The organism is Azospirillum lipoferum 4B (genome assembly GCF_000283655.1).
Classification (GTDB): domain Bacteria; phylum Pseudomonadota; class Alphaproteobacteria; order Azospirillales; family Azospirillaceae; genus Azospirillum; species Azospirillum lipoferum_C.
The window spans coordinates 68907-81398 of the sequence record NC_016623.1 but is presented as its reverse complement, the minus strand read 5'-3'; the positions used below and the strand labels follow the sequence as shown (position 1 = coordinate 81398).

The 12492-nt window shown below is 67.8% G+C and carries 11 protein-coding genes; 2 read left to right on the top strand and 9 right to left on the bottom strand.

Annotation, left to right across the window (positions count from 1 at the left end; translation table 11 throughout):
- Window positions 1–24 precede the first annotated feature (24 nt).
- Window positions 25–1092 (top strand): copper-containing nitrite reductase, encoded by a 1068-nt coding sequence (gene nirK / locus AZOLI_RS21970; protein ID WP_014249378.1) that lies wholly within the window; start codon window positions 25–27, stop codon window positions 1090–1092.
- A 55-nt stretch (window positions 1093–1147) separates the two neighbouring features.
- On the opposite strand, the gene AZOLI_RS31515 is transcribed toward nirK, so the two are convergent.
- The 9 genes from AZOLI_RS31515 to AZOLI_RS21930 form a co-directional block, all read right to left on the bottom strand.
- A complete protein-coding gene (locus AZOLI_RS31515) occupies window positions 1148–1486 on the bottom strand; it encodes an endonuclease domain-containing protein (RefSeq protein WP_014249377.1) in 339 nt (112 codons plus the stop codon).
- Window positions 1487–1931: 445 nt separating this feature from the next.
- Complete coding sequence (locus tag AZOLI_RS21965) at window positions 1932–3209, bottom strand: TRAP transporter large permease (protein WP_014249376.1); 1278 nt, start codon at window positions 3207–3209, stop codon at window positions 1932–1934.
- Window positions 3206–3724 (bottom strand): TRAP transporter small permease, encoded by a 519-nt coding sequence (locus tag AZOLI_RS21960; RefSeq protein ID WP_014249375.1) that lies wholly within the window; start codon window positions 3722–3724, stop codon window positions 3206–3208. Before AZOLI_RS21960 ends, AZOLI_RS21965 begins: the two co-directional genes overlap by 4 nt.
- A 138-nt stretch (window positions 3725–3862) precedes the next feature.
- Window positions 3863–4837 (bottom strand): C4-dicarboxylate TRAP transporter substrate-binding protein, encoded by a 975-nt coding sequence (locus AZOLI_RS21955; RefSeq protein ID WP_244442632.1) that lies wholly within the window; start codon window positions 4835–4837, stop codon window positions 3863–3865.
- A 313-nt stretch (window positions 4838–5150) separates the two neighbouring features.
- A complete protein-coding gene (locus tag AZOLI_RS21950; RefSeq protein WP_014249373.1) occupies window positions 5151–6164 on the bottom strand; it encodes an SDR family oxidoreductase in 1014 nt (337 codons plus the stop codon).
- A gap of 25 nt (window positions 6165–6189) precedes the next feature.
- Window positions 6190–6753, bottom strand: coding sequence for an isoprenylcysteine carboxyl methyltransferase family protein (locus tag AZOLI_RS21945; RefSeq protein ID WP_014249372.1), 564 nt, complete (start codon window positions 6751–6753; stop codon window positions 6190–6192).
- 2 nt (window positions 6754–6755) lie between these two features.
- Entirely contained in the window at window positions 6756–7814 is a 1059-nt protein-coding gene (locus AZOLI_RS21940) for a type III polyketide synthase (protein WP_014249371.1), read from the bottom strand.
- Window positions 7815–7959: 145 nt separating this feature from the next.
- A complete protein-coding gene (locus AZOLI_RS21935) occupies window positions 7960–9447 on the bottom strand; it encodes a SulP family inorganic anion transporter (protein ID WP_014249370.1) in 1488 nt (495 codons plus the stop codon).
- 322 nt (window positions 9448–9769) lie between these two features.
- On the bottom strand, window positions 9770–10003 hold the full coding sequence (locus tag AZOLI_RS21930; RefSeq protein ID WP_014249369.1) for a hypothetical protein: 234 nt from the start codon (window positions 10001–10003) through the stop codon (window positions 9770–9772).
- A 142-nt stretch (window positions 10004–10145) separates the two neighbouring features.
- On the opposite strand from AZOLI_RS21930, the gene hypF reads away from it, so the two are divergent.
- The gene (gene hypF / locus AZOLI_RS21925; protein WP_044552768.1) at window positions 10146–12386 is read left to right on the top strand and encodes a carbamoyltransferase HypF; all 2241 of its coding nucleotides are present in this window, start codon (window positions 10146–10148) and stop codon (window positions 12384–12386) included.
- Window positions 12387–12492: the final 106 nt, after the last annotated feature.

The window sequence follows — 12492 nt, the reverse complement described above, 5'->3', positions numbered from 1 at the left end:
GGAAACAAAACCCGAGACGATACCATGAAGACCTCGCGCTCCCTCGTCACCGTCAGTGCCGCCGCCCTGATGATCCTCTCCGGTATCGGTGCCGCCTCGGCGGCGGACACGCTCTACGCCGACCCCAAGGTCAAGCAGCCCACCCACAGCGTGGTCATGGACCCGGCGGCGGTTCCCGCCCCGGAAAAGGCCGGCAAGCGGGCGCCGAAGACCCACAAGGTCTCGCTGGTGACGACCGAAGTCGAATCCAAGCTGGATGACGGCACCACCTACACCTATTGGACCTTCAACAACACGGTGCCCGGCCCGATGGTTCGGGTGCGGGTTGGCGATACGGTGGACGTCTCCATCGCCAACGCGCCGGAATCGACGATGAACCACTCCGTCGACTTCCATGCCGCGACCGGTTTCCTCGGCGGCGGCCAGATCACCCAGGTGGAGCCGGGCCAGACCAAGGCCTTCACCTTCAAGGCGCTGACCCCCGGCGTCTATGTGTATCACTGCGCCACGCCGATGGTCGCCCACCACATCTCCAAGGGCATGTACGGCCTGATCGTGGTGGAGCCGGAAGCCGGACTTCCGCCGGTGGATCACGAATTCTACGTGATGCAGCAGGAAATCTACGCCACCAAGGCAAAGAACCTGGCGAACGCCGAGGACGACTATGACGGTCTCGTCAACGAGCGTCCGAGCTATCTGGTGTTCAACGGCACGGTCGGCGCGCTGACCAAGGACAAGCCGCTGAAGGCCAAGGTCGGCGAGACGGTGCGCCTGTACTTCGGCGTCGGCGGCCCGAACCTGACCTCCTCCTTCCATGTCATCGGCGAGATCTTCGACCGCGTCTACAACATGGGCGGATTGGAGAACGAGCCGGCCAAGGGGATCCAGACCGTGACCGTCGCTCCCGGCGGCGCCACGATGGTGGAGTTCAAGGTCGACTATCCCGGCAAATACGCCCTGGTCGACCATGCGCTGAGCCGCGCCACCAAGGGCCTGATCGGCATCCTGGAAGTCGAAGGCAAGGCCGACGACAGCATCATCCTCGACAAGACCGGCGACTCCCGCAAGCAGATGGGCGAAATGCAGCACTGAGGGCCGAGTTCGATGAATGGAAAGGCCCTTCTCCCCGCAAGGGGAGAGGGGCTTTTTACTGATCCGATTGCACAATAGCTGCCAGTATGGTTGCCAGCACGTCATCGGTACGGGTCAGGATGTCTGTGTTCCAAAAGCGCAGCACTCGCCACCCATGCTCAGCCAGCCATGCGGCGCGGCGCGTGTCGGCAATGCTGTCGGCATGTTGTCCGCCATCGGCTTCGACGATCAGTCGACATTCCGGACAGGCGAAATCGGCAACGAACGGACCGATCGGGAACTGCCGGCGGAACTTCGCTCCTGCGAGTTGGCGGTTTCGTAAGCGCGACCAGAGCCGACGCTCTGCATCGGTCATAGCAGTCCGCAATCGGCGAGCTGTAGCTATGCCACTCATGCAGCGAAAATGACGCTACTGGTCCGAAAATGCAACAAAAAGCCCCTCTCCCCTTGCGGGAGAGGGGTTGGGGTGAGGGGTGGCAAACATTCGCTGTTTCCACCGGCCTCCGGCCGGCCGCCCCCCTCATCCCAACCCTTCTCCCGCAAGGGGAGAAGGGCTTTCAAGAACCTATCCTCGAAAAACAAAGAAGGGCCGCCGTTGCCGGCAGCCCTTCCATTGTCTATCCGTGTGTTGTCGACACCACGGCACAGTCCTCAGCGGACAGAAATCCCCTTCGCGAAGAAAGAGACCTCGGCCTTGGCGCTCGACGACGAGTGAGACGGACAATGAGACACGAGATCACCTCCTTTCTGTTGTTGGCGTACGACACTCTATATAGGCCAGTCAGCGCGGAGCGCAAGGCGATTTGTTGACCGCCCCGCTGTGACATTTGCCGGCCTGTTCACATCAGTGCGTTGGGCATGAACAGCACCAGTCCCGGCCACAGCAGCATCACCATGACCAGCCCCAGAACCGCCAGCACGAAGGGGATGGATTCGACGATGTATTCCTCGATGGGGCAGTCCAGCAGGCTGCACACGGTGTACATTGCCACACCCACCGGCGGAGTCATCGATCCCAGCGTGACGATGGTCATCATCAGGATACCGAAATGCACGGGATCGACGCCCAGCGGCTGGACGATGGGCAGGAAGATCGGCGTCAGCAGAAGCACCAGCACCGTGCTTTCGATGAACAGGCCGGCGATGAACAGGAACACCAGGATCATGCTCACCACCAGCACCGGTTCCCGCGTCAGGTCGGTCATGGCGGCGGCGATGCTCTGCGGCGCCTGTTCGAAGACGATGGCGTAGCCGACCATGCCGGAGAACAGGATGATCAGCATGATCAGGCCGGTATCCGTCACCGCCTCCACCAGCGCGTCGACCAGCCCCTGCATGGTCAGTTCGCGGTGGGCGAAGAAACCGACCAGGACCGCATAGACGACGGCGAAGGCGCCGACCTCCGACGGGGTGAACAGGCCGCCGCGGATGGCGACCAGCAGGGCCACCGGGAACAGCAGGGCCCATTTCGCGTCGACCACCGCTGTCCAGACCGCCTTGGCTGTCGGCCGCTGGGTGGTGGCGGCGCGATAGCCGCGGCGCCGGGCGATCCACCAGACGGTGACCATCAGCACGGCCATCATCAGGAAGCCGGGAACGATGCCGGCCAGGAACAGCCGGCCGATGGAGACGTTGCCGACGAAGCCGTACAGGATCAGGCCCAGGCTGGGCGGGATGGTCGCGGTGATCAGCGAACCGACCGCGATGACGGCGGAGGTGAAGCCCTTGGAATAGCCGCTGCGGATCAGGTCGGGTCCCAGGATGCGCGCCTCCATCGCCGCGTCGGCGACGGCGGAGCCCGACACGCCGCCCATCAGCGTGGACAGCACGATGCAGACCTGGGCCAAGCCGCCCGACATCCAGGACACCAGCACATTCGAGCAGGCGATCAGCCGGTGGGTGATGCCGGTCCGGTTCATCATGTGGCCAGCCAGCACGAAGAAGGGGACCGCCAGCAGCGGGAAGCTCTGCGACGCGGTGGCGACCTGCTGCACCCCGATCGACATCGGGATGATGCCGTTGGTCAGGAAGAAGGTGAAGCCGGCGATGCCGATGGCGAAGGCGATGGGAACGCCCAGCCCCATCAGGACGAAGAAGGTGACGGCGAGCAGGATCACGGCATCACCTCTTCGGCGAGCGGGGTTTCCGACGGCGTGTTGAAGATCGGGCGCGGGGTCCGGCGCAGCCGGCCGATGGCGGCCACCGTCTGCCCCAGCAGGGTGAAGGACAGCAGCAGGCAACCGACCGGCACCGCCGCCGTGACGAAGGCATAGCTGATGCCGCTGTCGCCGAACTGCCGCTCCAGGTTCAGCATGGTCAGCTGATAGCCCTTGACCGCCATGGTCAGCAGGAAGGCCAGCACGACCAGCGCCAGCAGGATGTCCAGCACCGCGCGCGGCCGTGCCGGCAACCGCTTGACCAGATAGTCGATGCCGATATGCGCATGCTTGCGCAGCGCGAGGTCGGCACCGAGGAAGCTGGCCCAGGCGAACAGCAGCTGGGCGACGTCAACCGACCAGACCAGGGGATAGCCGAACCAGCGGCTGATGCCGGCCAGGAAGACCAGCAGGACGATGACGGCGAGCAGCGTCGTCGCCAACACCGCCTCCGCCTTGGCGTACAGGGATTTCATCGCAAGGGGATGCTCCGGTCCGGCCCGCCGGGGTCGTCACTGCGGACGAAGGCTGCGGGCATCGGTTGCGGGTGGGAGGAGCGGGGGCGGCCCGGGTTCGGCGCCCCCGCTCCGGTCAATGGTGCCGGGATCCGGCGATCACTGCTTCAGCAGAGTCTCGACCTGCTTGTGCAGTTCGCCATAGCCGAGCTTCTCATAGACCGCGGCCGTGGCGGTGCGGAAGGGCGTCACGTCGATCTCGACGACCTGCATGCCCTTGTCCTTCATCTGCTTTTCGAAGTCCGCAAGCGAAGCCTCGGTCGCCTTCGACGCGCTGTCGCCGGCCTTCAGCGATTCCTCGCGCAGCAGCGTCTGCATGTCCTTCGGCAGGCCGTCGAACCAGGCGGCGCTGGTGACGATGCCGGTGATCAGGTTGATGTGGCCGGTCTTGGTCAGGTACTTCGCCACCTCGTACAGGCGGGAGCCGTAGATGGCCGGGTCCTGCGCTTCCGCCCCGTCGATCACCTGCTGCTGCATGGCGGTGTAGACCTCCGACCAAGGCAGCGGCGTCGGCGTGGCGCCCATGGCGCGGATCGTCTCCATCCACACCGGCGCGCCGGGGGTACGGACGCGCACGCCGTTGAGATCGGCCGGCACCTTCACCGGCTTGTTGGTCAGCATGTGGCGTTCGCCCTGCCACCAGTTGAAGGACAGCACCTGATGGCCCGACGCCTTGCGCAGCTTCTGCACCCACTCCTCGAACATCGGAGAGGTCACGACCTTGCGGATGCCGGTATAGCCCTGGGCGACATAGGGCGCGCCCAGAACGCCGAATTCCTTCACGAAGACGGCCAGCCGGCCGCCGTCCACCACCACCGCGACGGGGGCGCCGGCCCGCGCCTGTTCCAGCAGATCCTCGTCCTTGCCCAACTGCGAGGCGGGGAACAGGCGGACGCTCATCTTGCCGGCCGACCGCTTTTCCACATTGGCCTTGAACTCCTCCAGGCCCTTGAAGAGCGGATCCTGCGGCGACAGCGCCGTGTTGACGCTGAGCGTGTAGTCGGCAGCCAACGCGCCGAACGAAACCAGGGACATCACCGAACCGAACAGCGCCGCGCGCACGGCCTTCGCCATGACAGACATCTCATTTCCTCCCAGAAAATTGGACTGTCGGCGGCATGGAAGCCGCCGTTCGACTGGTGCGTGCTCGGCCCGACACCGGGGTGCCGGCAGTGCCCGCGATCACGGGGTCCGGCAGGGAAGGGAATGGCCGATGACCAGATTGTTGAAACACTGGTATGGTAGTATGCATGAGCCGCCTTGGCAATAGCGTTTCGGGCGGACTGTACGTTTTCCCTGCAGGTTGAGCGCCTGATGGTTTGCGCATGGGAAAAGGTCCGGCACCCAGGAAGGATGCCGGCCCCATTTGTCTCCGCGCTCAGCCCGATTAACGCAGCCGCGTCGTCGTCCGGCTCATGGCGAAACCCAGCCCGCCCGCCAGGATCAGCCCGGCGGCGACCGCCAGTCCGCGGGCGGTTCCGCTCGGGGCGGCAAGCCGCAGGCTGTTGTGCGGCAGGCCGAAACGGCCGCGGGCCCGGTGCAGCCCGTCGACGGGGTGATAGAGGTTGTCCGGCCGGCCGGGGATCTCGGTCTCTTCCGACAACTGGCCGTCCACCGCGTTGGCGGCGAGGTAGCGGTCGGCGAAACCGGGAGCCAGGAAATTGCCGAGGATGGCCTGCATCGCCGATCCGCCCAGCCAATATTCGCGGCGGGGGTTCTCGGCTGCGTGCAGGATGGCGCGGGCGATGTCCTCCGGCTGGAAGATCGTCCCCATCGGCCGGGCGCGGCGCGGCATGTGGCTGCGCGCCCAATCGAACTGCGGCGTGTTGACCGCGGGCAGATGCACCGCCGTCAGGGTGATCCGGCTGTCCTCGTGGATCAGCTCCGACCGCAGGCTGTCGACGAAGCCCTGCACCGCATGCTTGGCTGCGCAATAGGCCGACTGCAGCGGGATCGAGCGGTAGGCCAGCGCCGATCCGACCTGCAGGATCGTACCATGCCCCCGCACCCGCATCCGCCGCAGCGCCGTTTGGATGCCGTAGGCGGAGCCGAGATAGGTAACCTCGGTCACCCGCCTCAGTTCTTCTGCCGTCACCGCATGGACCGGGCCGAAGACGGTGACCATCGCCGCATTGATCCAGACGTCGATGGGACCGAAGGCCTCCTCCACCCTGTCGGCGGCGATCTCCAGTGCTTCGGCGTCGGCGACGTCCAACGGCAGCACCAGCGCCCGGCCGCCCAGCCGCTCCACCTCCGCCTTCACCTCCTCCAGCGCTTCCTCGGAGCGGGCGATCAGGCCGATGGAGGCCTGCCGGTAGGCGGCGAAGGCCAGCGCCGTGGCACGTCCTACCCCGGCCGAAGCGCCGGTGATACAGACGACAGGGGCGGAGGGAAGGGGCATGGCGGTGGTCCTGATGATGGTGCCGTCAGGTGGCCGGCGGGACGCGGCCGCTCACCCCAGTCCAACGACCGGCACCGCTCGCGGTTCCCTGCCGGCCGCTCAGCGCCTCCTCCTCCACCTGGATGCGGCGGCGGGTGAGGGGAATGTTCAGCAGCGTGGCAACGACGGCGATCCAGACATTGCCGAACACCAGCGGCAGCACGGCCAGCTCTCCCGCCACCACAAGATAGTTGGGATGCCGGACCCAGCGGAACGGGCCGCGGCGGACCAGCGGAGCCCCGTCCAGCGTGATGATCCGCGTCGTCCAGAAGCGGCCGAGCGTCGCGATCACCCACACCCGCCCGGCCTGCAGCAGCAGGAACAGCGCCAGAAGCCAGCCATTGATCGGGACGTCCGCCGGCACTGCCAGGAACAGCGCCAGCAGCCATCCGGCATGCAGCACGACGAACAGCGGGTAATGGGCGGCCCCGACCTCCCGCGCGCCTTCGGCCAGCAGCCGCGCTGTGTTGCGGCGGGCGACCACCAGCTCAAGCAGCCGCTGCGCCGCGACCGCCAGCAGGATGACCTGCGGCCAACCGAATGCTTCCACGGTCACAGATCCAGCAGGGTGAGGCCGGCAGTGAAGCCGGGGCCGAGCGCCAGCATCAGATGCGGCCCGGTGGCACCGCTGCGCATCCGGCGGTCTAGCACGAACATCACGCTGGCCGCCGACATGTTGCCGCACTCGCCCAGCACGGCCCAGGAATCATCCATTCCGGCGGTGGCGGGCGCCAGCACCTCGGTCAGCGCCTGCAGGACCTTGGCGCCGCCGGTGTGGCAGATCACCCCGGACAGGTCGGCGCGGGTCATGCTGCGGCCGGTCAGGAAGCCATCGACCACCGGGGCCAGCCGCTCGCGGATCAGGCGCGGGATGTCCTGGCTGAAGACGACGCCGAAGCCCTCGTCCTCGATCCGCCAGCCCATGATCCGCCGGGTGCCCGGCCAGGTGTGTTCGGCACTGTCGATGACGCGCGGGCCGGGAGCATCGCCGCCGTCGGTCGGGGCGCGCAGCAGGGCGGCGGCGGCACCGTCGGCGAACAGGGCGCTCGCCACCACATTGGTGGGGGAGGCCTCTTCCGGCCGGTGCGACAGGGTGCAAAGCTCGACCACCAGGAACAGCACAATGCGCCCCGGCATGGCGCGCGCCATCATGCCCGCCCGCGCCAGCCCCAGCGCCCCGCCGGCACAGCCCAGCCCGAAGACCGGCAGCCGCACCGTGTCGGGCCGGAAGCCCATGCGGTCGAGAAGAAGCGCCTCCAGGCTCGGCGTCGCAATGCCGGTGGTGGTGGCGCAGACGATGGCGTCGACATCGGCGGGGCGCAGCCCGGCTGCGTCCAGCGCCTTGCCCGCCGCCTCTTCCAGCAGGTCCAGCGCCACCCGTTCGAAGACGGCGGCGCGCTCGCCCCAGCCGTGGGGCTCCAGATACCAGGACAGCGGGCAGGCGGCATGGCGGCTGCGGATGCCGGTGTTGGCGAAGACGGGGGCCAGCCGGTCGAAGTCGCGCAGGCGATGGGCGAACACCGTCCGGGCGACGGCCAGCGTCTCCTCCTGCTCGAAGCGGTGGGGCGGCAACGCGGTGGCGACCACCAACAGCCGCGGATCGAGTGACATCCTGCCTCCTGCATGCTGCAGCGGACCGGCATGCACATCCGGTCGATGCACAGTCCAACCTTTCCCGCCAACAGGAAGCTGCCCCTGCCGTTGCACCCGCCCACCCTCCTCAAAAGGCGATAGCCATTTGAGGAGGGGGTGCCGTTCAGTGCGCCAGCGCTCGCCCCTCGGCCCCCGGCTTGTCGTGGGTCGCCAGCCGGTCGACGATGGTCTCGCTGGCGGCGTTGAGGCCGATCAGCCGCACTTCGGTCCCGGCACGGCGGAACTTCAGCACGACACTGTCCAGCGCCGCGACGCTGGAGATGTCCCAGATATGGGCGCTGGAAACATCGATGACCGCCACGTCCAATTCCTCGCGCACGTCGAAGGCGGCGGAGAAATCGTCGGCCGAGGCGAAGAACAGCTGCCCTTCGACCAGATAGGTGCGCGTCCGGCCATCCGCCGACAGGGTGGAGGTGACGCGGAACATCCGGGCGACCTTTCCGGCGAAGAAGATGCCGGACAGCAGAACGCCGATCAGCACGCCGATGGCGAGATTGTGGGTGAAGACCACCCCGGCCACCGTCGCCAGCATGACGGCGCTGGAACTGCGCGGATGCGTCACCAGGGTCTTCAGGGATTGCCAGCTGAAGGTGCCGACCGACACCATGATCATCACCGCCACCAGGGCGGCCATCGGGATGCGCTGCACCCAGTCGCCCAGCACGACGATCAGGAACAGCAGGAACAGGCCGGCGCAGAAGGTCGACAGCCGGCCCCGGCCGCCCGACTTCACATTGATCACCGATTGCCCGATCATCGCACAGCCGGCCATGCCGCCGAGGAAGCCCGAGACCATGTTGGCGACGCCCTGGCCGACGCATTCGCGGTTCTTGTCGCTGCCGGTCTCCGTCATGTCGTCGACGATGGCCGCGGTCATCAGCGATTCCAGCAACCCGACCACGGCGATGCCGGCGGAATAGGGCAGGATGATGCGCAGCGTTTCCAGCGTCAGCGGAATGTCGGGAAGCAGGAAGACGGGCAGGGTGCTGGGCAGCTCGCCCATGTCGCCGACCGTGCGCACGTCGATGCCGAAGCCGATGGTGACCGCAGTCAGCACCAGGATGCTGACCAGCGCCGACGGCACCGCCCTGGTCAGGCGCGGCAGCAGGTAGATGATCGCCAGCCCGGCGGCGACCAGCGCATAGGTGACGGTGGGGACCCCAACCAGCTCCGGCACCTGCGCCAGGAAGATCAGGATGGCGAGCGCATTGACGAAGCCGGTCATCACCGATTTCGACACGAAGCGCATCAGCGCCCCCAGCCGCAGGAACCCGGCGCCGATCTGCAGCAGTCCGGCCAGCACGGTGGCGGCCAGCAGATATTGCAGGCCATGCTCCTTGACCAGCGTGACCATCAGCACGGCGGTGGCGGCCGTGGCGGCGGAGATCATGCCGGGCCGGCCGCCGACGATGGCGATGGTCATGGCGATGGCGAAGGAGGCGTAGAGGCCGATCTTGGGATCGACCCCGGCGATGATGGAGAAGGCGATGGCCTCCGGAATCAGGGCAAGGGCGACGACGAGCCCGGACAGCAGGTCGCCGCGCATGTTGCCGAACCACTCCTGGCGGAGCCGTTGCAAATCGATGGTCATGGGTCTCGCAAGCTCAGGACGGGACGGCGGCAGTGCCCGCGCACCGGCGGAAGCCGGGCGGTTTGTCGCCATCGACGATGATCGGGAATGAAAGTCGGAAGCTGGAATCGCTGCGAAGCGGCGGCCGGCCCGGAATTCGGGCGGTCGGGCTTCAGGTCAATGCAGGGAACAGGCCGTCAAGGCGGCGTGACGCGGTGCAGCATGAAAGCAGACGTAACAGAATGTCGCAGGCGCGGCAACCCCGTGCTTGGCTGTCCGCCGCAGACACAAAAAAGGCGGCGCCCCGCAGAGCGCCGCCTTGTCTATCGGACGATCCGTTCCGTCAGGCCTGACGCGGCTTCAGCGGCGCGGTATCGCGGAAGGGCTTGTCCACACCGCCCTTGTCGTTGGTCTGGTTCTCGACATCGCCTTCGAAGGTGCTTTCGCCCTGGGCCAGATCCAGGTCGTCCGGCGTCATGCCGGCGGCGCGGGCGCCCTTGGTCCCGCCGATCTGCGGGTTGTTCTTCAGGTCGGCATCGGTCGGCTTGTCGGTCTTGTCGTGCTTGCTTGCGCTCATGACGGCGTCTCCGTTCCGGTTCCGCGAATGTCCTCCTCTCAACCGGCTGCCGCCGGGATCGTTGCGAAATCCCTTCTCCCCCCCGGGGAGAAGGTTAGGATGAGGGGGTTCGGCGCAGCCGAAGATCATCCATAGGGCTTCCATGTCCCCTGACGACGAACGGCTGAGGATCCGCGTGCGCGGACGGGTGCAGGGGGTGGGATTCCGCCCGCATGTCCATGCGCTCGCCCGGCGCTTCGGCCTGACCGGCTGGGTGCTGAACGACCCGCAGGGCGTGCTGATCGAAGTGCAGGGCGCCGACACCGCCGCCTTCCGTACCGCCCTGATCGAGGAGGCGCCGCCGCTTGCCCGCATCGACGCGGTGGACTGCGAAACCGTCGCCCCGCTCCCCGGCGAGGGTTCCTTCGCCATCCGCCACAGCGAGTCCGCGGGTGCCATCGCCACCGGCATCGGTCCGGACGCCACGGTCTGCCCGGCCTGCCTTGCCGAGCTGTTCGACCCGGCGGACCGCCGCTACCGCTATGCCTTCCTGAACTGCACCCATTGCGGCCCGCGTTACACCATCACGCGGCGGCTCCCCTATGACCGGCCGCAGACGGCAATGGCCGGCTTTGCGCTCTGCCCCGACTGCAGGACGGAGTACGAGGACCCGGCCGACCGCCGCTTCCACGCCCAGCCGACCGCCTGTCCGGCCTGCGGCCCGCGCCTGTCCCACCCGCCGGAAGACATTCTGGCCGCCCTGCGGGATGGCTGGATCGTTGCCATCAAGGGGCTGGGCGGTTTCCATCTCGCCTGCGACGCCACGCGGGCGGATGCGGTGGAACGGCTGCGACGGGTCAAGCAGCGCAACGGCAAACCCTTCGCCCTGATGGTCGCCAACGCGGAATCAGCCGCCCGCCATGTCGCCATGGACGACGACGAGCGCCGGCTGCTGGAGGGCGTGGCGCGTCCCATCGTCCTGCTGCGGCGGCGGGCGGATGGGCCGGAGCTGGCACCCGACATCGCCCCCGGTCTGGCATGGCTGGGCGTCATGCTGCCCTACACCCCGCTGCATTACCTGCTGTTCCACGAGGCGGCGGGGCGGCCGGACGGCACCGGCTGGCTGGGCAAGCCGCAGGACCTGACCCTGGTCATGACCTCCGCCAATCCCGGCGGGGAGCCGCTCGCCATCGACAACGGGGAGGCGCGAGAGAGGCTGGCCGGCATCGCCGACCTGATCGTCGACCATGACCGCGACATCGTCATCCGCGCCGACGACAGCGTGGTGCGCAAGCTGGCCGGCGCGCCCGCCTTCCTGCGCCGTGGCCGCGGCCATGTCCCGGAGCCGATCCGGCTGGCCCGCCCCGTGCCGCCGATCCTGGCGGTCGGCGGCCACCTCAAGGTGACAATCTGCGTCACCCGCGGCGACGAGGCCTTTCTGTCCCAGCACATCGGCGACCTCGACAATGCCGCGACGCTGGGCTTCCTGGAGGAGACGGTCGCCCATCTGCTGCACATCCTGGGCGTGGAGCCGGTGGCGGTCGCCCATGACAAGCACCCCGATTTCCAGTCCACCCGCTTCGCCGAGCTGAGCGGCCTGCCGGCCATCGCGGTCCAGCACCACCACGCCCATGTCGCCGCCGTGATGGCCGAACACCGGATCGACGGTCCGGCGCTGGGCCTTGCCCTCGACGGCTTCGGCCTGGGGGAGGGGGGAGGGTCCTGGGGTGGGGAGATGCTGCTGGTCGACGGCTTGCGGTCGGAGCGGTTGGGAAGTCTCGCCCCACTCGCCCAGCCCGGCGGCGATGTCGCCGCCCGCCAGCCCTGGCGGATGGCAGCCGCCGCCCTGGTCCGCATGGGCCGCGCCGACGAGATCGTTTCCCGCTTCGCCGGCCATGGCCCGGCCGAAGGGGTGCGGCGGATGATCGAGCGCGGCATCAACGCCCCGCTCACCAGTTCCTGCGGACGCTGGTTCGATGCCGCCTGCGGTCTGTTGGGCGTCCGTGCGGTCGCGGGATTCGAGGGCGAGGCGCCGATGGCGCTCGAATCGCTGGTCCGCCGGCCGCGGGTGGCGGCGGAGGCCTGGCGGATCGAGGGGGGTGAACTCGACCTGACGCCCCTGCTGGAGCGACTGCTGTCCGCTGCCGACGAGATGGAGGGGGCGGAGCTGTTCCACGGAACGCTGGCCGCGGCGCTGGTTGACTGGACGCTGCCGGTGCTGCGCGCGCGTGGCCTGAACCGGGTGGTGCTGTCCGGCGGCTGCCTGATGAACGCGGTGCTGGCGGAGGAATTGGTCGCCGGCTTCAGCGCGGCCGGAATGGAGGCTCTGCTGCCACGGCTGGCACCCGCCAACGACGGCGGGCTCAGCCTCGGTCAGGCGTGGGCCGCGTCCTTCGCCCTGTAGGAGAAGAGCGGCATCTGGACCGGCGCCCGGACGGGGCGGCGCCGATCTGGGAGACGCCGCTGTTTCGGAACCTACCGGATAGGGGAGCGCCTGCGGAACCAACCAA

Excerpts from the sequence above, each read along its gene's own strand:
- nirK (WP_014249378.1), top strand. The coding sequence starts at position 25 with ATGAAGACCTCGCGCTCCCTCGTCACCGTCAGTGCCGCCGCCCTGATG.
- AZOLI_RS31515 (WP_014249377.1), bottom strand. The coding sequence starts at position 1,486 with ATGAGTGGCATAGCTACAGCTCGCCGATTGCGGACTGCTATGACCGAT.
- AZOLI_RS21960 (WP_014249375.1), bottom strand. The coding sequence starts at position 3,724 with ATGAAATCCCTGTACGCCAAGGCGGAGGCGGTGTTGGCGACGACGCTG.
- AZOLI_RS21955 (WP_244442632.1), bottom strand. The coding sequence starts at position 4,837 with ATGGCGAAGGCCGTGCGCGCGGCGCTGTTCGGTTCGGTGATGTCCCTG.
- AZOLI_RS21950 (WP_014249373.1), bottom strand. The coding sequence starts at position 6,164 with ATGCCCCTTCCCTCCGCCCCTGTCGTCTGTATCACCGGCGCTTCGGCC.
- AZOLI_RS21940 (WP_014249371.1), bottom strand. The coding sequence starts at position 7,814 with ATGTCACTCGATCCGCGGCTGTTGGTGGTCGCCACCGCGTTGCCGCCC.
- AZOLI_RS21935 (WP_014249370.1), bottom strand. The coding sequence starts at position 9,447 with ATGACCATCGATTTGCAACGGCTCCGCCAGGAGTGGTTCGGCAACATG.
- AZOLI_RS21930 (WP_014249369.1), bottom strand. The coding sequence starts at position 10,003 with ATGAGCGCAAGCAAGCACGACAAGACCGACAAGCCGACCGATGCCGAC.
- hypF (WP_044552768.1), top strand. The coding sequence starts at position 10,146 with ATGTCCCCTGACGACGAACGGCTGAGGATCCGCGTGCGCGGACGGGTG.